Source organism: Exiguobacterium sp. s152, from assembly GCF_018618335.1.
Classification (GTDB): Bacteria; Bacillota; Bacilli; order Exiguobacteriales; family Exiguobacteriaceae; genus Exiguobacterium; species Exiguobacterium chiriqhucha.
The window spans coordinates 110,779-130,803 of the sequence record NZ_JACSLX010000004.1 but is presented as its reverse complement, the minus strand read 5'-3'; the positions used below and the strand labels follow the sequence as shown (position 1 = coordinate 130,803).

Below are 20,025 nucleotides of genomic sequence, written 5' to 3'. Positions count from 1 at the left end.
CAATGCAACAATTAGACAAAGGGTCGCATGCACTCGCCGAGTGGAAGCCAGAGGACGTGGGGTTCTGGGAAGGGACGGGGAAGCAAGTCGCCAATCGCAACCTGCTCGTCTCGGTCCCGGCCCTGACGCTTGCGTTCATCGTTTGGCAGATGTGGTCGGTCGCGGCCGTCCAATTGAATTCGATCGGGTTCAGCTTTACCCAAAGTCAACTGTTCACCTTGGCCGCCCTGCCTGGACTTGTCGGGGCATCGTTGCGCTTTTTCTACACGTTTGCGAACAGCATATTCGGCGGACGGAACTGGACGATTTTCTCGACATCGATTTTGCTGTTGCCGCTCCTTGGTATCGCCTACGCCGTCCAAAACGTCGAAACACCGTATTGGGTGTTCATGATTTTGGCCGCTCTGTGCGGGCTCGGCGGTGGAAATTTCTCGTCGTCAAACGCCAATATCGGTGCCTTTTATCCGAAAGCGAAAAAAGGGACCGCGCTCGGGATTAACGGTGGCATCGGGAACTTAGGCGTCTCGCTCGTCCAATTGATCACGCCGCTCGTCATCACGACAGGAATCTTCGGGGTCATCGGTGGAAACGCCCTCGTGACGGAGACCGGACAAGAGATTTGGCTCCAAAACGCCGCATTGCTCTGGGTCGTGCCGACCATCATCTTGACGGTGTGTGCGTACTTGTTCATGGACAACTTACCGACGGCACGCCAATCGATTCGTGAACAAGCGAGCGTGTTCAAAGACAAGCACTTCTGGATTCAAACGTTGCTCTATACCGCGGCGTTCGGTTCGTTCATCGGATACGCAGCGGCGTTCCCGATGATCTTGAAGTTAAAATTCCCGGAATCGGATTTGATGGCGCTCGCCTTCCTCGGTGCCTTCCTCGGTGCTTCCTCGCGGCCGTTCGGAGGATGGATTAGCGATAAAGTCGGGGCCGCCAAAGTGACATTGGTCGTGTTCGGAATCATGGCACTCGGGACGATGAGTGTCATCTTGGCCATCACGAACAACAACTTGACGATGTTTTTCATCTCGTTCGTCGTTTTGTTCATTGCGACGGGACTCAACTCCGGTGCGACGTTCGCGATGATTCCCCACGTGTTCGTGGCGACGAAGACGCCGGCTGTCGTCGGATTCTCGGCAGCGTTTGCCGCTTACGGTGCTTTCTTCATTCCGAAGATGTTTGGCTGGTCGCTTGAGTTCGTCGGCTCATTTAATGGCGCGTTGTTCGTCATGCTCGCTCTTTATGCGATTTCAATCATCACTACCATTTATTACTATTTGCGAAACGGTGCTGAAAAGCCGATTCGCTGACTTTTGGGAAGGGACTTCGTCGGTCCCTTCTGTCGTTGACAGAAAGGATGAACCTACATGACACCATGGACCGATCGACGGAGACGACCGTTGGAAGATTTACGTATCTCGGTGATTGATAAATGTAACTTCCGATGTCGGTACTGTATGCCGGAAGAGGCGTTTCGACACCACCAATTTTTAAAGCGAGATGAATTGCTATCATTCGATGAGATTGAGCGATTCGTTCGGATTATCGCCCCGCATGGCGTGAAGAAAGTGCGCTTGACCGGAGGTGAACCGTTACTCCGAGCGAATCTCGATGAACTGATTCACCGTCTCCGAGCGGTCACGACCATCGAGACGATCGGGTTGACGACGAACGGCGTCTATTTAGAACGGATGGCGAAGGCGTTGAAACAAGCAGGGCTGGACCGGGTCAATGTGAGTCTAGACGCCTTATCAGCCGAGACGTTCGGGATGATGAACGGGCGCGGGACGTCGCCCGAGACGGTGTTACGAGGCATCGATGAGGCGAAACGACAAGGGCTTGAGGTGAAAGTGAACATGGTCGTCCGGAAAGGATGGAACGATCATGAAGTTGCCCCGATGGCCGCTTATTTCAAAGAACGGAATATTACGCTTCGTTATATCGAGTTCATGGATGTTGGCACGGCGAATGAGTGGAATGTCGAACATGTCGTATCGTCCGAATCGATTCTCGAGGTGTTGCGCCAACAGAACGGCTTGCTCGAACCACTTGCTCCCGAGGCGCTCGGGGAGGTGGCCAAACGTTACCGCTACGATGATGGAGCAGAAGTTGGTTTTATCTCTTCGGTCAGTCAACCGTTCTGCGGGACGTGCACACGAGGTCGGCTATCGAGCGATGGCAAATGGTATACGTGCCTGTTCGCGGAAGAAGGGACAGATATTCGCGAGTTGCTTCGCAGCGGAGCGAGTGACGACCTCATCGCGATGACGTTAAAAATGGTATGGGAAGTGCGCGACGATCGCTATTCGGAAGAACGATCACGAAATGGGAACCGGACACGCAACCGGATTGAAATGAGTTACATCGGAGGGTGAAGACCATGCAAACACACAATCACGTACATGAAAATACAAAGCGTGTCCGGGCCGCGATTTTAACAATCTCGGATACACGCACGCTCGATACAGATGTTTCGGGAGAACATATTTGCTCGTTGTTAAAAGCAGAGGCTCACACAGTCACATACCGTGAAATCACGAAAGATGATCCGATAGAGATTGAGGCGGCCGTCAGACGAATGGTTGATGAGAAGATGGATGTCATCTTAACGACCGGTGGGACGGGAATTACGAAGCGCGATGTCACCATCGAGACGATTCGACCACTGCTTGACCGGGAGATGGTCGGCTTTGGCGAGTTGTTCCGTCACGTAAGCTTCACGGACGACATCGGACCGGCCGCGATGTTGTCGCGCGCTCTCGCCGGACGTATCGGGGATACAATCATCTTCTCGATGCCAGGGTCACGGGGCGCCGTCGACTTGGCGATGACTCGTTTGATTCTCCCCGAGCTCTCGCACATTGTCTGGGAAGCGACGCGATGATTGGCATCGTTTTGGCAGGCGGCCAATCGCGTCGGTTCGGCTCCCCTAAATGGCAAGCTCGCTACAAAGACGCCTCGTTTGAAGAACGAGCAAGGAACATCCTAGCTACGACGACGGAGACCCAGTGGAGCGTCGTTCCCGCCGGGCAGTCGACGACCGCGTATCAACTTGAAGACGACCGAGAATGGCGAGGCATGGGGCCGATCGCAGGCATCGTCACCGTCATGCGGCACGTTACGAGTGATTGGTACGCCGTCTGTGCGTGTGATACGCCCTTGGTGCCAGCAAGTGTTTATGAACGCCTAGCGACGGAACGAAGCGATCAACCGGTCATCGCCTACGCTGACAATCGCATTCATCCGCTCATCGGCTTGTACCCCTGTTCGATGCTTTCAAAATTTGAAGCTGCCTTACATCGTGGCGAACGGGCGGTCATGCCCCACTTGACTGAGGCGACAATTGTCTCATTTGAAGAGCAAGATTGGTTTAAAAATGTGAATACACCAAATGAGTATGAATCTCTGTTCGGGAAGGAAGTGAAGTGATGGAGAAGATGTCGACCCTATTTCGAAAGCCGCTCGCCGTTGACGAAGCGATCGCACTCGTCGAAGAAACGACGGGACGAGCCAAATCGGAAACGGTACCGTTATATCGAGCACACGGACGAATTTTAGCGCTGGACCTTGTCGCGACGCATGACGTTCCAGCGTTCGATAAATCACCGTATGACGGTTTTGCCGTCCGAGCAAGCGACTTGTTGACTGCGAGTCGCGACGAACCAGTGACCTTACCTGTCCAATACGTACAGGGAGCTGGACACGTCGGGGAACCGTTACGTGATGGCGAGGCGATTCGCATCATGACCGGAGCAAAAATCCCAGACGGAGCGGATGCGATTGTCATGCTCGAACTCGTGCAAGCAGATGACCGAGTCGTGACGTTCAAACGGCCAGCCCGCGATGCCAACATCTCCTATCGCGGGGAAGATGTGGCGGCGGGGACGAAACTCATTGACCGAGGTACCCGCATCAATCCAGGCGTCATTGCCTTGCTCGCGACGTTCGGCTACGACCAGGTCGACGTGTACGTGAAACCACACATCACCGTATTCGCGACCGGAGACGAACTCGTCGAACCGGGACGGAAGAGAACCGACGGTCAAATTTATAATTCAAATGCCTATATGATTCTTGCCCAAATCGAGGCACTCGGCGGCACGGCGACGTATGGTGGCATTTTGCCGGATACGTTCCTCTCGACAAAGTGGGCGATTGAAGAGGCGCTTCGGACGAGTGATGCCATTATCACGACGGGCGGGGTGTCGGTCGGCGATTTCGATTATTTGCCCGATGTGTATGACGCACTCGGAGCGACCGTGTTGTTCAATAAAGTTGGGATGCGTCCAGGTTCTGTCACAACGGTCGCACGCTTCAAGGATCGACTGCTGTTCGGGTTATCGGGTAATCCGTCGGCCTGCTTCGTCGGCACGGAACTATTTGTCGGCACGTATATGAAAACCTTGTTTGGGCAAGCATCGCGTCCGGTCGTTGACGCGATGCTCGGTGCCGATTTCCCGAAACCGAATCCGTTCGACCGGTTCGTGCGCGGACATATATCAATTAACGAAGCCGGACAGGCGGTCGTTCATCCGAGCGGCAAAGATAAGTCGGGTATCGTCTCCTCGCTCGCGACGTGTAACGCGTTGATTCAGCTGCCAGGCGGGACGAGAGGGTTTCAGAAAGGGGACTCGGTCCGGTGTCGAATCATCGATCAGCTTTGATTTTACAAGTGGTCGGCTATCAAAATAGCGGCAAGACATCATTCGTCTCCGAGCTGACGAGGCAGTTGTCGGCGGCTGGAAAACGAGTCGGCGTCATCAAGCATCATGGTCACGGAGGGGCGCTCGATTTGCCAATGACAGACTCGCACCGTCATGCGTTGGCTGGTGCCGTGCTCTCGAGTGTGATTGGTGAAGGGGAGACGATGATCGAATGGCGAGACGCCGACACGTTTGAGTTGCTCCTCAACTGGTACGAGATGCACGTCGACATCGTGCTCATCGAAGGATACAAACGGAAAGACTATCCGAAAGTGGTGCTCGTGCGAGACGGGCATGAACAACCGGTCGATGTGACGAACGTGATCGCACGCGGAGACTCCGTGGCAGATAAGGACCGGTTGATGCGTTCAGTGGAAAGGTGGATGGAGGATGAAATGGTATCAAGTGAATGAACATCCGCTCGAACCGATGGTGCTTTATGAAACGGTCCGGCATCGAAACGTCGGTGCGGTCGTACTCTTCATCGGAACGGTGCGGGAGATGACGGGTTCGAAACAGACGGAGCTCCTCGAGTACGAATCATACGTACCGATGGCCGAGAAGATGCTCGAACAAATCGCGACCGAAGTCGCGGCACGTTGGCCAGGGGCATTGACGGCCATCCATCACCGGATTGGCCGGCTCGACATCATGGAAGAGGCAGTCGTCATCGCCACGAGTTCATCCCATCGTGCCGACGCGTATGAGGCGAATCGATATGCCATCGAACGGATTAAAGAGATCGTCCCGATTTGGAAGCGAGAGCATTGGACCGACGGAACGAAATGGATGGGCGATCAAAAAGAACAACACCCGGGCCGACCGGAAGGAGTGACGTATACATGATTGAAGTACTTTGTTTTGCTCACGTGGCAGAAGAATTAGCGACGCGGTCCTATGCGGTCGCGGGTCCACAAACGCTTGCCGCGTTGCGAGCGGATTTGGCCGATCGAGGGGTGTCAGGTGCAGAGCGTCTCATGTTCGCGGTCAATGAACGCTATGAGACGGATACGTATCTCGTTGAAGATGGGGACACGGTCGCCGTCATTCCAATGGTGAGTGGGGGGTAAATGATGGAACTGACACATCTAAACAATCAAGGGCGGGCACGAATGGTCGATGTTTCCGACAAAGCGGAGACGACACGGACGGCTCGGGCCCGTACATCGGTTGAACTGAGCGACACGCTAAAACAGCTGATTACGGGTGGTCGAGTATCGAAAGGCGACGTGCTCGCGGTCGCACAAGTCGCCGGTATCATGGCTGCTAAAGAGACGAGCCGCATCATCCCGATGTGCCATCCGCTCGCCTTGAAAAAAGTCGACTTGACGTTCGAGTGGGACGGGACACAGCTCATCATCGAGTCGTTCGTGAAGACGAAAGGCGATACCGGGGTCGAGATGGAGGCGTTGACGGCCGCGTCCGTCGCTGCCTTGACCGTCTACGACATGACGAAGGCGATCGATAAAGGCATCGTCATCGGACCGACGTATTTACTCGAGAAACAAGGCGGGAAGTCAGGGGATTACGTCCGATGACACACGTTCCGGAACGTTACGCACGGCAAGCGCGATTTCACGGCATCGGAGTGGAGGGTCAAAGCGAGTTGATGGAAAAGCGCGTGCTCGTCGTCGGACTCGGCGCACTTGGTGCGGCTGTTGCTGATCAGCTCGTTCGGGCTGGCGTCCCACTCATCCTCGTCGATCGCGATTATGTCGAAGTGACCAATTTACAACGTCAGACGCTCTACACGGAACAGGACGCACTTGCCGAGACACCGAAAGCGATTGCGGCGCTCGAACGTCTACGTGCCATCAACTCGGACGTTGAGTTGGATGCTCGGATTGCCGACGTATCGTGGGAGTGGCTCCGTACCTTGTCGCCTGTCGACCTCGTCTTGGACGCAACCGATAACGTTGACACACGGTTGTTGTTAAATGATTTCGCACTCGAGCGTGGCATCCCGTTCATGTTCGCCTCCTGTGTCGGGGCGTACGGCATGAACTACACCATCATGCCGGGAGAGGCCCCATGTCTTCGTTGCCTCATGCGTCACTTGCCATTAGCCGGACAGACGTGTGCGACAGCGGGGGTCGTGGCCCCCATCGTCCAACATGTGGCGAGCCGTCAAGTCGTCGAGACGTTGAAGTTTTTAACGGGCCGGCTGGAAAAGCTGGAACGTCGACTTTTGATTGAAGACATGTGGGAAAACCAGTCACAGCGGCTCGATGTCGCACGGCTCGTCGATGTGTCTTGTCCGTCTTGCCAAACCCACGAGTATCCGAGTCTCGTCTCGAATCGACAGCAGACGGCACTTCTATGCGGTCGCGATGTCGTCCAAGTCCGTCGCTCTATCGAAGGGCTTGAACCGATCGCACATCAGCTCGAGCGTGCGGACATCGCGGTGAAACGAACACCGTTCACGTTAGAATGGCGTTGGCGGAATCATCGGATGCTTTTATTTCTTGATGGACGGGTGCTCGTGCATGGGACCGATGAGGCGCATGTTGCCGTTGCCATGGTCGATGAATGTTTAGGGGTATGAAAAAACTGTCCACCGAGCGAACACGTCGGTGGACAGTTTTTTTAGCCAGTGGTTTTTAGACGTCGCCGCCCGCGGATAGACCGAAGCATCTCGACGAGGACGATCCAACTACCGGTGATGACAATCCCAAGCCACGTCATATTTGTATGATTTGGGATTCCGTACCCATCCGCAATTCGGTAAATGTCAATGCCAGCGAATGTAACGGGTTGTCCCGTCGTTTGTGCATCTGAGTAGCCTAACCAAATCAACGTAGAGAACAGCATCGTGGCGATTGCCATCCCAATCGTCGTCCCGACGCCAAGACGACGTAGCAGTGTTCGTCCCATCAATTGTGCCTCCTCTGAAAATGAATAGTGCTTCCCTTTCATTTACGAGGAGGAGAGGAGAAGGTTTCATCTCCTTCGTCTGTTTAGCGCGGAATCGTGAGCACTTGCCCGACGCTGATCAAGCTGGTGTTCGTGATGTTGTTGGCGGCTGCGATTTTAGCGACAGTCGTGTTATACATCGTCGCAGTCTTATAGAGGGTGTCCCCTGATTTAACCGTGTATTTTACTGTGGTCGTTGGTGGTGTGACGGTCGTCCCTGGGATGACGAGGACTTGTCCGACAGTGATTGAATTGATGTTCGTAATCTTGTTGGCGGCGGCAATCTTAGCGACGGTCGTTTTGTACAAAGTGGCGATCTTATAAAGCGTGTCACCCGATTTGACCGTATATTTGACGGTCGTCGTAGGTGGAGGAGTTACAGTGGTACCTGGGATGACGAGCACTTGCCCGACATAAATCGAGTTGTAGTTGGTGATTTTATTGGCGGCTGCAAGGGCAGAGACGGTGACGCCGTAAGCACGAGCGATGCTGTAAAGGGTGTCACCTGATTTGACGGTATACGTTTTGGCAGTCGAAGTAGAACGATAAGCAAGGAGTTGGGAGACGGTGACGAATTTATAGCCCTTCGCTTTCAATTGCGAAATCATCGTCGGCAAGGCGAGCGGTGTACCTGGAGCGCCGGCACCGGTGTGCATCAAGACGATTGAGCCTGGTTTGATGTTCGCCTGTACTTTCGTATTGATTTGGCTAGCAGTGACTCCTTTCCAGTCCACGGTATCGATGTTCCATTGAATCGTATAACCGTAGCCGGCAGCGCCGACTCCGCTCAACACGGCGCTATTGACGGCGCCGAACGGTGCCCGGAAGATTGGTTTTGTCGTTTTACCGGTGATCGATTTGACTTTTGCTTCTGTCCGGTCAAGTTCTGATTTCATCTGCGTGGCGGTCAACTTCGTGAAGTCTGGATGGGTGTAGGAGTGGTTACCGAGTTGGTGACCTTTAGCGGCGATGTTTTTGATGTATTGAGGATGGTTAGCGGCGCCCGATCCAGTCAAAAAGAAAGTGGCTTTGACGTTGTTCTTGGCAAGTATGTCCAAAATCTTATTCGTGTTCGCACCATCCGCACCGTCATCGAAGGTTAACGCGACGACTTTACTCGTCGTGTTCACGCTCGTGATGAATTTCGAAGCGGCGGCATCGGCCGATTTTGGATAAGCGACTAACGGTGCCAACATGATCAACAAGGCCATTAACACACGTACGAACCTGCTCTTCATTTTGGTTTCGCCTCCATTCTTGGGTGTATGTATCTTGATGTTAAGGCTTTCCATATATTGAGCTGTGTATATATTTTATATACCCCCTTTTGATGGTAAACATCGTTCAACCCTAAAATTAGGCAAAGGATTTTTTGGATAATATCTCTCAAAATTTGTGTTCAATTTATGAGTGACAAACGTGGCAAATCTCACACAATCCTCACACATTTCCTAAAAAAGGGTGCTATCATGAACAATGTGTGAAGAATGTAAGCGATTGAATAGGGGGATTCAACATGAACAACATGATGAAACGATTCGGCGTGACGTTTGGGCTTGTCGGTCTATTCGTTCTTGGGGCATGCGGGACAGATGAGGCAACAAAAAGTGCCGAGACCGCACCGTCGATGGAGCCAGTAGAGGCAGAATTGAACGTGCCGGCGACAGCCGACAAAGACGAGGCGATCACGTTGGCGGTTCGCGTCACGCAAGACGGGAAAGCAGTCGATGACGCCGACGAGATTAAGTTCGAAGTCTGGAAAAACGGTGCCAAGGAAGAGAGCGAGACGACCGAAGCGGCGCTCACAGAAGACGGAGTGTATGAGGCGGAGACAACTTTCTCCGATGAAGCGGTCTATACGGTACAAGTGCACGTGACGGCTCGATCGATGCACACGATGCCGACGACGAACGTGACGGTCGGTCATCCGGAGGCTGAAGCCGAGGCCAAGGAAGATCATCATAACCATGCCGGAGCGGACATCGTCCTTGATCCGACGCAAGCTGTCGCTAAGGAAGTCCAACCGTTCACCGTCAACGTTGAGATTGAGCATGAGGCGTTGACGGGTGCGGACGTTCAGCTCGAAGTGTTCAAAGACGGAGCGGACAAGCACGACTGGGTCAAGCTTGATGAAACGGAAGGCGGAAGCTATGCAGGTGAGCATACGTTCCCTGAGGCTGGTACGTACAACGTCCAAGTCCATGTGACAAAAGGACACGATATCCATGAACACATTATGGAGACCGTCGAGGTCAAATAAAAAACGATCGGCCGCGGCCGATCGTTTTTCTTATGCGTTCTGATAGAGTGATTCGACTTGTTGTTGAAGCGATTCGTTCTCGAGGAACTCGTCATACGTCGCTTCTTTATCGACGATCCCGTTCGGCGTCACTTCGATGATGCGCGTGGCAATCGTCGAGATGAGCTGATGGTCATGCGAGCTGAAGAGGAGTACGCCTTTGAACGTTTCGAGCCCGTTGTTAAGCGCCGTAATCGACTCGAGGTCCAAGTGGTTCGTCGGATCGTCAAGAACGAGGACGTTCGAGTTTGAGAGCATCATTTTCGAGAGCATGCAACGCACTTTCTCGCCCCCTGAGAGGACAGACGCTTTCTTCATGACTTCTTCGCCTGAGAAGAGCATACGACCGAGGAAGCCGCGAAGGAACGTATCCGACTCGTCTGCTGGTGAGAACTGGCGTAACCAATCCAAGATGCTCTTATCCGAGCCTTCGAAGTATTCTGAGTTGTCTTTCGGGAAGTAAGACTGTGTCGTCGTCACGCCCCATTTGATTGTACCTGTGTCGGGCTCCATCTCACCCATGATGATTTTGAAGAGTGTCGTGATGGCGACGTCCGAACGGCCGACGAATGCGACTTTGTCCGTCTTGTTCAGTGAGAACGTGACGTTATCGAGTACTTTGACGCCATCGATTGTTTTCGAGACGTTGTCGACGTAGAGTACGTCATTCCCGATTTCGCGTTCCATCGAGAAGCCGACGAACGGATAACGGCGTGATGATGGACGGATATCGTCGAGTGTGATTTTATCGAGCAACTTCTTACGCGACGTCGCTTGACGCGCCTTCGAGGCGTTCGAGCTGAAACGGGCGATGAAGTTTTGAAGTTCTTTGATCTTCTCTTCTTTTTTCTTGTTCTGGTCGTTGGCCATACGTGAAGCAAGTTGGCTCGACTCGTACCAGAAGTCGTAGTTCCCGACGTACAATTGAATCTTACCGAAGTCGAGATCGGCCATGTGCGTACATACTTTGTTCAAGAAGTGACGGTCATGGGATACGACGATGACGGTGTTCTCGAAGTTGATTAAGAACTCTTCGAGCCATTGAATCGCTTTAAGGTCAAGACCGTTCGTCGGCTCATCGAGGAGAAGAATGTCAGGTTTGCCAAACAATGCTTGTGCAAGGAGGACTTTGACTTTCTCGCCACCTGTGAGCTCGCTCATGAGCTTGTGGTGTGATGCGTCCGTGATACCGAGCCCTTGAAGGACCATGGCAGCTTCTGATTCAGCTTCCCAACCGTTCATCTCGGCGAATTCGCCTTCGAGTTCAGCCGCGCGCATACCATCTTCGTCAGAGAAGTCTTCCTTCATATAGATGGCGTCTTTTTCTTTCATGACTTGATACAAACGCTCGTGGCCCATGATGACCGTCTCGAGTACCGCTTGATCTTCGTACGCGTAATGGTCCTGTTTAAGGACAGCGAGGCGTTCGCCAGGCGAGAAGCTGACGTCACCTGTTGTCGTCTCTTGCTCACCGGCAAGAATTTTTAAGAATGTTGATTTCCCGGCGCCGTTTGCGCCGATCAAGCCGTAGCAGTTGCCTGGTGTGAACTTGATGTTCACGTCTTCGAACAACTTGCGTCCACCGAATTGGAGACTTACGTTATTTACTGTAATCATGTATAGGATCCCTCGTTTTTCTGATTTGTTTACGACGTGTATTGTATCACGTTTTTGGAAAACGCGCAGTCGTGGGTAAAAATGAAACGAACGTTGACGAGATTCGTATAGCTTGATAAGGGGGAATTCAAATGAAAACATCACTATCCATTCGCGAGGCGTGGTCGAACTATTATCGGAACGACTTTCTGCGACTGTGGATCCTTTTCATCATTACCGGCATCGGGTCGTACTTCTTGTTTCGATCGTTTATCGCACCCGATCAAGTAGACGAGATTTTAGCCCAGCTCGGAGATACGTTTGAATCGAGGGGCTTGACGTTCGATACGAGTGCGCGCGAGACGATGATTGCCTTGTTCGTGAACAATACACGCGTCACGTTGTTCGCTTTCCTGCTCGGGATGATTCCGCTCTTCATTCCATACGTGTTCGTCGTCATCAACGCCGCTGTCATCGGTTTAGTCGCCATGCTCGTCGGGTTCGCCGGCGAATCGGTCGTCCGGGTCATCGTGCTCGGCATCTTGCCGCACGGAATCACCGAGATTTCGGCCATCTTGCTCGGAGCGGCGATGGGATTATCGCTCAACCGTTACGTGTGGAAGAAACTGCGCGGGAAAGAGACGGACGTCACGTTCAAGGCGCTATTTGTGGCAGGCGTGAAGATGTTTCTCTCCATCGCGGTGCCGCTCCTCGCCATTTCGGCCGTCATCGAGGCATACGTGACCCCACTGTTGTTACAGTAAAAAAGCCATCAGCGATGGCTTTTTTACTTGAAATGATTCGTTGTCTCAACGCAACGGATCATACGAATCCCTTCTGTGGTCAGCTCGCCGTTCACTTGCCACATTTCTAGTCCGTCCGCAATCGCCTCGCGAATCATCTGGCGAATCCGTGCGTCTTGTTTCCGGTTCGGATTGCCGGTGAACACGGGCGCGTCGTATAGGAAGACATACAGCAGGACAGCCCGTTTGGTTTCAGGCAACGTCGCAATCAACGTCTCGAGATGCCGCATCAACCGTTCGGTCTCGACCGGTCTCGTCACCGCACGTCGTTCAAAGCGCGAGAGAGGCGTCACGAACAGCTCGGCGAGTGGTGCCTTCACTTCCATATAAACACCATCGACCTTGAAATCGAGTCGTGATGACCCGACGACTTGCTCACGCCCCACCTGTTTGGGGGAAGGAAAGACCGGTAATGCGTCCGTGTCCAAACAATGCGCGACGAAATCGTTGGCGCGACCTTGATGAATCCCGATCCATTGTCCATCCGCATCGATTGAGACGGCTTCTACCGTGTAGGCCGTGTGCCGTCGCGGGTCGTTCGTCGTCGAGACGAGACAAGGCACCCCGTCAAAGACGAGATCGCCGATGCGGCCTGTGACCGGACAGTGACAGGCGACGACGGTGTCACCGAGCAACACGTCCATCACGAACCGATTGCGCCGTTTCAAGATGATCCCTTCATGCAGGGGTTGTGCGAAGCGATACATCGTCAGTCGACGCGTGTGACCGTCGTGTCGAGCTCGAACGTGACGTTGCCGGCCAAGGCGCGTGAAATCATGCAACCGTCTTTCGCTTTTTTAGCAATCCGTTCGACGAGCGTGAGGTCACGGTCTGTGGCTGTTGCCGGCACGTTGATGCGGGTCGTGTAGCGAATCGTCTCATACGTGAAGACGCCGTTCGTCACGTCGACGATGCCTTCGGCGTCGATGGTGATGCCACGGTGCGGCAGGTCACTGCGCCCGAGCATGGCCGCGAGCGTGATGATATAGCAAGTCGCCGCAGCACCGAGAAGCATCTCATCAGGGTTCGTCCCGATGCCGGGCCCATCCATTTCCGGGGGAATCGAGATTTGTGTTTTCAACCGTTCAGCCTCGAGCGTACCGACGTCATTGCGTCCGCCGGTCCAGTCGAGGTTCATTTGAAACGTATGCTTCATAAAAATCGCCTCCAATGTCTCTATTCTAGAAGAGAACGATTGGAGGCGCATGTGTTATGCTCGCGCGCGTTCAGCGAACGTGTGGAGCGTCTGGATGATGACATGGGTCGCTTTTTCCATGTTGTTGACGGAGACGTACTCGAACTTGCCGTGATAGTTCTCGCCGCCCGTGAAGATGTTCGGGGTCGGGAGTCCCATATACGACAGTTGCGAGCCGTCTGTCCCGCCGCGAATCGGTTCGATTTTCGGTTCGATGCCGAGTTCGAGCATGACATCGGCGACCGTGTCGACGATATGTTTCACCGGCTCGATTTTCTCGGCCATGTTGTAGTATTGGTCGTCCATCTTCAAGTCGATGCGCGCTTCGCCGTATTTCTGTTTCCATTCGACGACGAGTTTTTCAAGCAACGCTTTGCGCGCTTCGAACTTCGTGCGGTCGTGGTCGCGGATGATGTATTGGAGCGTCGTCGTCTCCACGTCGCCAGAGAAGCCGTTCAAATGGAAGAAGCCTTCATAGTCGCTCGTATGCTCTGGCGCCTCATCGGCCGGAAGGCGGTTGTGGAATGCCATCGCCAATTTCATCGAGTTGACCATCTTGTTTTTGGCACTGCCCGGGTGAACGTTCGTCCCATGGAACGTGACCGTGGCACCGGCGGCGTTGAAACTCTCATATTGGAGTTCGCCGAGCGGGCCACCGTCCATCGTATAGGCGAAGTCGGCGTTGAAGCGGGCGACGTCGAACTTGTGCGGGCCGCGGCCAATCTCTTCGTCCGGTGTGAAGGCGATGCGGACCGGTCCGTGCGGAATTTCCGGATGGGCCAATAAGTATTCGACAGCGGTGACGATTTCAGCCATGCCGGCTTTATCATCGGCCCCGAGCAGCGTCGTCCCATCTGTCGTGATGAGCGTATGGCCGACGTAGCCGTCGAGTTCCGGGAAGTCACGCGGCGACAAGATGACACCGAGCGCCTCGTTCAAGACGATATCGCCACCCTCGTAATGCTCGACTAGTTGCGGGTTGACGTTCGTCCCGGTGAAGTCGGTCGCCGTATCGACGTGGGCAAGTAAGCCGATTGTCGGTACATCGTGGTCGACGTTACTCGGGAGCGTGGCAAACAAGTAGCCATATTCATCCGTCTCGACGTCTTCGAGTCCAATCGCTTTCAACTCGGTCTCGAGATGGCGAATCAAATCCCATTGTTTCGCCGTCGACGGTGTCGTCTCACTCGTGAAGTCGGACTGTGTGTCAATTTTTGCATATGTGATTAAACGTTCGATCAATTTCGATTGCATGGTCTGCCTCCTCTGATGAATCTGTTCTCATTTAGTTTAGCATGAGAGCCGTTTTGAAAAGTATCGAAATTGTTTGAAAATAAAAAGAGAGGCGCAATGGCCTCTCTTCGTGCCCGATTTCTTCCCGAATCAAAACAGAAGAGGAAGTAGAAACGGCAACACGAATGACGTGAAGATGGCAGACAGACCCATCGCGGCGCCGCCTGTCGCCCCTGACAGCGGGTGTTCTGTGGCTGCTTGGGCCGTGCCGATGCCGTGGCTCAGCGTCCCGAGCGCCAATCCTCGTGTGAACGGGTCGGTCACGTTGAAGCGCGTCAGAATCGTCGGACCGAGCATGGCCCCGAGAATCCCACAAGCGACGGCGACCGACGCGGCGAGTGCGGCGTCACCTTGCAGTTGCCGCGCCAATTCCAGTGCGATTGGTGACGTCACTGATTTTACGGACAAGGCGAGCAAGACGTGATCTGTCAATTTAAGCGCGGTCCCTAACCCGACAGCGACGAAAATTGTCGACAGCGTCCCGAGCATGATGGCCCCGAGCGCCCGTTTCGCACGCGCGAGCAAAATGGGCAAGTTGCGATAGAGTGGTAATCCGAGTGCGACCGTGGCTGGTCCAAGCAGCGTCGTGATGGCGTCTCGAGCCGGAGCGTACGCATCATACGTCTGTCCGGACAACAGCAACACGACAATCAGTGTCGCCGTGCTCAAGAAGACGACGTTCGTGAACGGGGACGCCCATTTGAAGGACAACTTTCGGCTCAACATGTACACGCCGATGGTGATGAACACCCAAAATAACGTCATGAGGCCTCACCTCGTCTTCCTGAGATGAGTGCGGTGACGATGAGGCCGACAATTAGACTGACGATCAAGGCGGCAAAGAGCGGCATGCCTTCCGCTTTTAATAAATCACTGTACGACATGAGTCCGACCGCAATCGGGATGAAGAAGAAGGCGAGATGCTTTGTCAAAAAACCAGCGCTGTCTTCAATCCACTCGACCCGAATCAGTTTGGTCATCAATAAGAGCAGCAAGAGGACCATCCCGATGACGCTTCCGGGAACTTTTAAATCAAGCGTCGCGACAATCCAATTTCCGAGTGCGCTCAAGCCAAACAAGAGCGAAAGGCCAATCACCCATTCGATGAGACGTTGCATATGTGACATCCTTTCACGAATAAGTTCAAAACGTAAGCATCTTCTCAAGTTTCATTCATTCGGTCAAGAGAAAGGCTATATAAAAAATGATAAAGGGTACACACGTTCGGTATGATAGACTACTTGTATCATATCCGAATGAGGTGTTCGAATGGAACTTCAATCAATCAAACAGTTTATTGACCAGCACGGGCTCGAACAGGGGGATGACATCTTGGCGGCGTTCACGAAGCGCGTTAACTTGAAGCTTGAACCCCGAACGACACGAGAAGAAGTCGCAATCGGTCATTCGAAATTTGGCGGCTATCCGGATTTACCGAGTGTGTCGGACCATCCCGGAGAGAACTTGACGTTTTTGGCACAGTTCAGGCTTAGTGACTTCGCTGGATTTGAATCGGTCGAAGCGCTTCCGAAAGAAGGCATGTTATCGTTCTTCTATGATTTGGATGAACAACCGTGGGGTGACGCAGACGAACGTCACCTTTGGCGCGTCCTCTATACAGAAGCGACGACGCTTGAACGGGTACGGGTCGGCGAAGCGCTCAAGGAGCGGGCTGCCACATTCGAGGAAGGTTATGCGCAAAACGATGATGCACTGTTTGATTTGATGAGCGAAGAAGAATATACCGCTTTTGAGGAGCTGTTCGATGAGGGCGAGTTGCATGCGGTGGGCGGGCATCCGGACGAGGTGCAAAACGATGTGTTTGAAGAGATTGAAGAGACGTATGGGGAACGTTTCCGTGACCCGTTTCTCTTATTCCAAATGGATTCGAGTGAAGAACTCGACATCATGTTCGGTGACGCCGGCATCCTTTATTTCCTCATCCCGACCGACGCCCTCAAAGACAAGCGCTTTGAAGAGGCAGAAATCATCATGCAATGCTATTAAACACAAAAAGAGAGTCGACCCTATTTGGGACAACTCTCTTTTGCGTTACGCTTGTTTTTTCTTGCGGAACCGTGCGAAGAACTCATACACGATTGGGACGATGAGGAGCGTCAACAGCGTCGAACTTGTCAATCCGCCGATGACGGTCACACCGAGACCTTTCGAGATCAAGGCACCGCCTTCAAGGCCAAGTGCGAGCGGAGCGAGGGCACCGATTGTCGCGAGCGCCGTCATGAGAATCGGACGGAGACGTGTACCGGCTGCCTCGAGCAACGCATCACGCGTCGAGAGACCGGCCGCTTCTTTATGAATGACGCGGTCAATCAGGACGATGGCGTTCGTGACGACGATCCCAATCAACATAAGCGCACCGATCAAGGCTGATACCGAAATCGTTTCGCCTGTGATGAGTAGGGCGACAAGTCCCCCGATAATCGCATAAGGAAGCGAGAACAGGACGACGAACGGTGTGACGGCACCGCCGAACGTGATGACGAGCACCAAGTAGACGATGGCGACGGCCGCGAGCATGGCGAGACCGAGCTGGGTGAACGATTCTTGAATCTGTTCAGTGACCCCACCGACGTCATAAGAGACGCCAGTCGGGAGCTCGATGTCAGACACACGTTCTTCGATAGCAGCCGAAGCTTCCGTCGCTTTGTCCGTGCTGAGCTCGACGTTGACGCGAGCGAGGAGCTTCCCGTCGCGTTGGACGAGCGTATCCGGTGTCGTACCTTCCTCGACTTCGATGAAGTCCGAGATTGGCCGAGGCCCAATCGGCGTCGTCACTTCTTGTTCTTGCAACTCTTCGATGCTGTCGTACGTGACTTGTTCTGTCGGGATGATGACATCGAGTTGCTTGTCATCGATCGTCACGGTCGAAAGCGGGCTTTCTTGCGCTTGGAACTGTCCAATCGTCTGGGCGAGCTGAGCGGCCGAGACGCCTGCCTCAGCAGTAGCTTGCTGGTCGACGTTGAACGTGTACTGCACGTAAGATTCGCGAAGATCGGACGTCGCTTGACGGACGTAATCCGTCTCTTCTTCAATCGTCTCGATGAATGTCGGGACGATGGCTTCTAGATCTTCGAGCGAGTTGGCATAGACGTTGTACGTCACGCCACTCGTGCCGGCGCCGCCGGCGAAGTCTTGCTCTTTCCATTCCCCGCCTGTAGCGAGTTCGTTCAAGCGTTCGACGTCAGCGATTTTGACGTCAGCGAAATCTTCTGTGTCCGGGTCATACTGGACGATGAAAATCCCTTGTTTGTTGTTCCCCGGGTTGAGCGGGTTCTCGCCACCGACCGTGAATTGGACGTCGGTCGCGTCTGCTTGCTCTTCCATGAAATAAGTTTCGGCGATTTCAGCTGCCGCAATCGAATCGTCGAGTGTTTGGCCCGGTTCTGGGTCGAACGTGACGTAAAGCGTCTTCTCCGACTCTTGGTTCAAGAAGTTGACCCCGATGGCTGGGACGAGGGCGAAACTTCCGATTAAGAGTGCTGTCGCGAGACCGAAGACGACGAGTTTATGGTTGAGCGACCAGTTGAGGACACCACGATACCATTGCGCGAGCTTCCCTGGTCCTTCTTCTGGTTTCAATTTATCGCGGTTCTTAAAGAACGAGTCGGCCATCATCGGTACGACCGTGATCGCGACGAGTAATGACGCGAGCAAGGCGAAGACGACGGTCAAGGCGAACGGTAAGAACAGCTCACCGACGAAGCCAGTGACGAACCCGAGCGGCAAGAAGACAGCGATTGTGACGATCGTCGACGACGCGATCGGAATGAACACTTCTTTCGTCGAGGCGATAATCAGTTCTTTGCCTCGCAACGTCTCGTTCGGACGGGTGAGGCGGCGGTAAATGTTCTCAATGACGACGATGGAGTCGTCGACGACGCGTCCGATGGCGACGGTCATCGCGCCGAGCGTCATGATGTTAAGCGTGATGTCGAGCTGTTTCAAGACGATCAATGCCATAAGGAGCGAGAGCGGAATCGAGATGACCGCAATAATCGTCGAGCGGAAGTTACGAAGGAACACGAGAATGATCAAGATGGCGAACAAGCCACCGAGCAACGCTTTCGAGACCATCGTCTCGACCGATTCTTCAATCGGTTGACCTTGGTCGAGCGTGACCGATACTTTGGCCGTGTCATAGTCGGCTTCGAAGTCGGCGAGCACGTCTTTGACGGCGTTGACGACGTTGACGGTGTTCGCATCTTGTGTTTTCGTCACTTGAATCCCGATGGAACGTTCCCCGTTCGACCGTGAAATCGATTCCTCGATCCCGCGGTCTTCAATCGTCGCGAGTTCGCTCAAGGCGACGGTCGGGACAGTCGTCGGGATGTTGGCTGGTGGCACGGCACCTGGCACTTCAGTCGGGACTTGTGGAGTCTCGCCAGTCGGAAGTTCTGTTGGCGCACCTGGCACCGGCTGTTCCGTTTGTGCGGGTGAGTACGGGATTTGGAGGTCGCGGAACGCTTCGAGCGTCTCCGACTTCCCGTCGATGACGACGGCTTGTTCCGTATCACCGAGTTCATACAAGCCGAGCGCGATGCGGGCATCGTTCGCTTGAATCAACTGTTTGACCGTGTCTTCCGTCAAGTTGTATTCGGCAAGTGCCTCCTCATCGAACTGAAGCTCGACGCGACGAATCTCTTGTCCGGCGATTTGCACGGTCTGAGCGCCTTCTACACCTTCAAGCGCTGGTTGTAACTCATCTTCGACCAATTTCGTCAATTCAGCCAAATCGAGACTCTCATCCGAGACGGCTGCCCCGATGACCGGGAACGCGTCAAAGCTGAGACGCGACACCTGCGGGTCTTGGACGGCTTCAGGCAACTCGACGTTGCTGAGCGCGTCTTTGACCAGTTGTTCAGCCTCTTCCATGTCGGTGCTGAAGTCGTAATCGATTTGAATGTTTGAAGCGTTCTGGAACGAAGACGAACGAACTTGTTCGACACCGTTCAAGCTCTTCAAGCGTTCTTCGAGCACGGTGCTCACTTCGTCGAGCACTTGTTCAGGTGAGGCTCCTGGATAAATCGTCGTCACCGAGACGGTCGGTGTCGTGATGTCAGGCAATGTTTCTAGTTTCATCGTCAAGCCGGCGAAAATTCCGGCGGCTGTCAAGATGATCGTCATCAACCAGACTGCGAACTTGTTGTTGACGGAGAAGGACGTGATTTTCTGCATGGGATTCATTTCTCCTCT

22 protein-coding genes are annotated in these 20,025 nt (G+C 53.7%); 13 read left to right on the top strand and 9 right to left on the bottom strand.

Annotated elements, in window-relative coordinates; all coding sequences use genetic code 11:
- Nucleotides 1-2: 2 nt before the first annotated feature.
- Genes KNP72_RS09105 through KNP72_RS09060 form a run of 10 tightly spaced genes read left to right on the top strand, consistent with a single transcriptional unit; the run spans nucleotide 3 to nucleotide 7,257 of the window.
- Complete coding sequence (locus KNP72_RS09105) at nucleotides 3-1,319, top strand: MFS transporter (RefSeq protein ID WP_214832969.1); 1,317 nt, start codon at nucleotides 3-5, stop codon at nucleotides 1,317-1,319.
- Between the two features lie 57 nt (nucleotides 1,320-1,376).
- Entirely contained in the window at nucleotides 1,377-2,384 is a 1,008-nt protein-coding gene (gene moaA / locus KNP72_RS09100) for a GTP 3',8-cyclase MoaA (RefSeq protein ID WP_214801631.1), read from the top strand.
- Nucleotides 2,385-2,389: 5 nt separating this feature from the next.
- Nucleotides 2,390-2,893 carry a MogA/MoaB family molybdenum cofactor biosynthesis protein gene (locus KNP72_RS09095; protein WP_021068027.1) on the top strand — a complete coding sequence of 168 codons (504 nt, stop codon included), beginning with the start codon at nucleotides 2,390-2,392 and terminating at the stop codon, nucleotides 2,891-2,893.
- The gene (locus tag KNP72_RS09090; RefSeq protein ID WP_214832967.1) at nucleotides 2,890-3,438 is read left to right on the top strand and encodes a molybdenum cofactor guanylyltransferase; all 549 of its coding nucleotides are present in this window, start codon (nucleotides 2,890-2,892) and stop codon (nucleotides 3,436-3,438) included. The genes KNP72_RS09095 and KNP72_RS09090 overlap by 4 nt, the downstream gene beginning before the upstream one ends.
- Nucleotides 3,438-4,673 (top strand): molybdopterin molybdotransferase MoeA, encoded by a 1,236-nt coding sequence (locus KNP72_RS09085; protein ID WP_214832965.1) that lies wholly within the window; start codon nucleotides 3,438-3,440, stop codon nucleotides 4,671-4,673. The genes KNP72_RS09090 and KNP72_RS09085 overlap by 1 nt, the downstream gene beginning before the upstream one ends.
- Complete coding sequence (gene mobB / locus KNP72_RS09080) at nucleotides 4,670-5,125, top strand: molybdopterin-guanine dinucleotide biosynthesis protein B (RefSeq protein ID WP_251128950.1); 456 nt, start codon at nucleotides 4,670-4,672, stop codon at nucleotides 5,123-5,125. Before KNP72_RS09085 ends, mobB begins: the two co-directional genes overlap by 4 nt.
- Nucleotides 5,103-5,558 carry a molybdenum cofactor biosynthesis protein MoaE gene (locus tag KNP72_RS09075; RefSeq protein WP_214832961.1) on the top strand — a complete coding sequence of 152 codons (456 nt, stop codon included), beginning with the start codon at nucleotides 5,103-5,105 and terminating at the stop codon, nucleotides 5,556-5,558. Before mobB ends, KNP72_RS09075 begins: the two co-directional genes overlap by 23 nt.
- Nucleotides 5,555-5,782 (top strand): MoaD/ThiS family protein, encoded by a 228-nt coding sequence (locus KNP72_RS09070; protein ID WP_214832958.1) that lies wholly within the window; start codon nucleotides 5,555-5,557, stop codon nucleotides 5,780-5,782. The genes KNP72_RS09075 and KNP72_RS09070 overlap by 4 nt, the downstream gene beginning before the upstream one ends.
- Complete coding sequence (gene moaC / locus KNP72_RS09065) at nucleotides 5,783-6,250, top strand: cyclic pyranopterin monophosphate synthase MoaC (RefSeq protein ID WP_214832956.1); 468 nt, start codon at nucleotides 5,783-5,785, stop codon at nucleotides 6,248-6,250.
- Nucleotides 6,247-7,257, top strand: a complete 1,011-nt coding sequence (locus KNP72_RS09060; RefSeq protein ID WP_214832954.1) for a ThiF family adenylyltransferase — start codon at nucleotides 6,247-6,249, stop codon at nucleotides 7,255-7,257. Before moaC ends, KNP72_RS09060 begins: the two co-directional genes overlap by 4 nt.
- A gap of 41 nt (nucleotides 7,258-7,298) precedes the next feature.
- On the opposite strand, the gene KNP72_RS09055 is transcribed toward KNP72_RS09060, so the two are convergent.
- On the bottom strand, nucleotides 7,299-7,586 hold the full coding sequence (locus KNP72_RS09055) for an LlsX family protein (RefSeq protein WP_214832952.1): 288 nt from the start codon (nucleotides 7,584-7,586) through the stop codon (nucleotides 7,299-7,301).
- A gap of 83 nt (nucleotides 7,587-7,669) precedes the next feature.
- Entirely contained in the window at nucleotides 7,670-8,821 is a 1,152-nt protein-coding gene (locus KNP72_RS09050; RefSeq protein WP_353048447.1) for a LysM peptidoglycan-binding domain-containing protein, read from the bottom strand.
- 320 nt (nucleotides 8,822-9,141) lie between these two features.
- On the opposite strand from KNP72_RS09050, the gene KNP72_RS09045 reads away from it, so the two are divergent.
- Nucleotides 9,142-9,885: a FixH family protein gene (locus tag KNP72_RS09045; protein WP_214832948.1), complete on the top strand. Its 744-nt coding sequence runs from the start codon at nucleotides 9,142-9,144 to the stop codon at nucleotides 9,883-9,885.
- A gap of 30 nt (nucleotides 9,886-9,915) precedes the next feature.
- On the opposite strand, the gene KNP72_RS09040 is transcribed toward KNP72_RS09045, so the two are convergent.
- Nucleotides 9,916-11,541 carry an ABC-F family ATP-binding cassette domain-containing protein gene (locus tag KNP72_RS09040; protein WP_214718566.1) on the bottom strand — a complete coding sequence of 542 codons (1,626 nt, stop codon included), beginning with the start codon at nucleotides 11,539-11,541 and terminating at the stop codon, nucleotides 9,916-9,918.
- 131 nt (nucleotides 11,542-11,672) lie between these two features.
- Here KNP72_RS09040 and KNP72_RS09035 point away from each other — a divergent pair, with 131 nt between their 5' ends.
- Nucleotides 11,673-12,284, top strand: coding sequence for a stage II sporulation protein M (locus KNP72_RS09035; RefSeq protein WP_214832946.1), 612 nt, complete (start codon nucleotides 11,673-11,675; stop codon nucleotides 12,282-12,284).
- Between the two features lie 23 nt (nucleotides 12,285-12,307).
- On the opposite strand, the gene KNP72_RS09030 is transcribed toward KNP72_RS09035, so the two are convergent.
- The 5 genes from KNP72_RS09030 to KNP72_RS09010 form a co-directional block, all read right to left on the bottom strand.
- The gene (locus tag KNP72_RS09030) at nucleotides 12,308-13,105 is read right to left on the bottom strand and encodes a DNA/RNA nuclease SfsA (protein WP_214832945.1); all 798 of its coding nucleotides are present in this window, start codon (nucleotides 13,103-13,105) and stop codon (nucleotides 12,308-12,310) included.
- Nucleotides 13,033-13,479, bottom strand: coding sequence for an SACOL1771 family peroxiredoxin (locus KNP72_RS09025; RefSeq protein WP_214718558.1), 447 nt, complete (start codon nucleotides 13,477-13,479; stop codon nucleotides 13,033-13,035). The genes KNP72_RS09030 and KNP72_RS09025 overlap by 73 nt, the downstream gene beginning before the upstream one ends.
- Nucleotides 13,480-13,533: 54 nt before the next feature.
- Nucleotides 13,534-14,772 carry a peptidase T gene (gene pepT, locus KNP72_RS09020; RefSeq protein WP_214832943.1) on the bottom strand — a complete coding sequence of 413 codons (1,239 nt, stop codon included), beginning with the start codon at nucleotides 14,770-14,772 and terminating at the stop codon, nucleotides 13,534-13,536.
- A 129-nt stretch (nucleotides 14,773-14,901) separates the two neighbouring features.
- A complete protein-coding gene (locus tag KNP72_RS09015) occupies nucleotides 14,902-15,576 on the bottom strand; it encodes an LrgB family protein (RefSeq protein ID WP_214832941.1) in 675 nt (224 codons plus the stop codon).
- Nucleotides 15,573-15,929 (bottom strand): CidA/LrgA family protein, encoded by a 357-nt coding sequence (locus tag KNP72_RS09010; RefSeq protein ID WP_214832939.1) that lies wholly within the window; start codon nucleotides 15,927-15,929, stop codon nucleotides 15,573-15,575. The genes KNP72_RS09015 and KNP72_RS09010 overlap by 4 nt, the downstream gene beginning before the upstream one ends.
- A 151-nt stretch (nucleotides 15,930-16,080) precedes the next feature.
- On the opposite strand from KNP72_RS09010, the gene KNP72_RS09005 reads away from it, so the two are divergent.
- Nucleotides 16,081-16,818: a YwqG family protein gene (locus KNP72_RS09005; RefSeq protein ID WP_214830493.1), complete on the top strand. Its 738-nt coding sequence runs from the start codon at nucleotides 16,081-16,083 to the stop codon at nucleotides 16,816-16,818.
- Between the two features lie 45 nt (nucleotides 16,819-16,863).
- On the opposite strand, the gene KNP72_RS09000 is transcribed toward KNP72_RS09005, so the two are convergent.
- Complete coding sequence (locus KNP72_RS09000; RefSeq protein WP_214832937.1) at nucleotides 16,864-20,007, bottom strand: efflux RND transporter permease subunit; 3,144 nt, start codon at nucleotides 20,005-20,007, stop codon at nucleotides 16,864-16,866.
- Nucleotides 20,008-20,025: the final 18 nt, after the last annotated feature.

Bases quoted from the DNA above. Each gene is read 5' to 3' on its own strand.
- KNP72_RS09105 (WP_214832969.1), top strand. From the start codon at position 3: ATGCAACAATTAGACAAAGGGTCGCATGCACTCGCCGAGTGGAAGCCA.
- moaA (WP_214801631.1), top strand. From the start codon at position 1,377: ATGACACCATGGACCGATCGACGGAGACGACCGTTGGAAGATTTACGT.
- KNP72_RS09095 (WP_021068027.1), top strand. From the start codon at position 2,390: ATGCAAACACACAATCACGTACATGAAAATACAAAGCGTGTCCGGGCC.
- KNP72_RS09090 (WP_214832967.1), top strand. From the start codon at position 2,890: ATGATTGGCATCGTTTTGGCAGGCGGCCAATCGCGTCGGTTCGGCTCC.
- KNP72_RS09085 (WP_214832965.1), top strand. From the start codon at position 3,438: ATGGAGAAGATGTCGACCCTATTTCGAAAGCCGCTCGCCGTTGACGAA.
- KNP72_RS09075 (WP_214832961.1), top strand. From the start codon at position 5,103: ATGAAATGGTATCAAGTGAATGAACATCCGCTCGAACCGATGGTGCTT.
- KNP72_RS09070 (WP_214832958.1), top strand. From the start codon at position 5,555: ATGATTGAAGTACTTTGTTTTGCTCACGTGGCAGAAGAATTAGCGACG.
- moaC (WP_214832956.1), top strand. From the start codon at position 5,783: ATGATGGAACTGACACATCTAAACAATCAAGGGCGGGCACGAATGGTC.
- KNP72_RS09060 (WP_214832954.1), top strand. From the start codon at position 6,247: ATGACACACGTTCCGGAACGTTACGCACGGCAAGCGCGATTTCACGGC.
- KNP72_RS09055 (WP_214832952.1), bottom strand. From the start codon at position 7,586: ATGGGACGAACACTGCTACGTCGTCTTGGCGTCGGGACGACGATTGGG.
- KNP72_RS09050 (WP_353048447.1), bottom strand. From the start codon at position 8,821: ATGTTGGCACCGTTAGTCGCTTATCCAAAATCGGCCGATGCCGCCGCT.
- KNP72_RS09045 (WP_214832948.1), top strand. From the start codon at position 9,142: ATGAACAACATGATGAAACGATTCGGCGTGACGTTTGGGCTTGTCGGT.
- KNP72_RS09040 (WP_214718566.1), bottom strand. From the start codon at position 11,541: ATGATTACAGTAAATAACGTAAGTCTCCAATTCGGTGGACGCAAGTTG.
- KNP72_RS09035 (WP_214832946.1), top strand. From the start codon at position 11,673: ATGAAAACATCACTATCCATTCGCGAGGCGTGGTCGAACTATTATCGG.
- KNP72_RS09025 (WP_214718558.1), bottom strand. From the start codon at position 13,479: ATGAAGCATACGTTTCAAATGAACCTCGACTGGACCGGCGGACGCAAT.
- pepT (WP_214832943.1), bottom strand. From the start codon at position 14,772: ATGCAATCGAAATTGATCGAACGTTTAATCACATATGCAAAAATTGAC.
- KNP72_RS09015 (WP_214832941.1), bottom strand. From the start codon at position 15,576: ATGACGTTATTTTGGGTGTTCATCACCATCGGCGTGTACATGTTGAGC.
- KNP72_RS09010 (WP_214832939.1), bottom strand. From the start codon at position 15,929: ATGCAACGTCTCATCGAATGGGTGATTGGCCTTTCGCTCTTGTTTGGC.
- KNP72_RS09005 (WP_214830493.1), top strand. From the start codon at position 16,081: ATGGAACTTCAATCAATCAAACAGTTTATTGACCAGCACGGGCTCGAA.
- KNP72_RS09000 (WP_214832937.1), bottom strand. From the start codon at position 20,007: ATGCAGAAAATCACGTCCTTCTCCGTCAACAACAAGTTCGCAGTCTGG.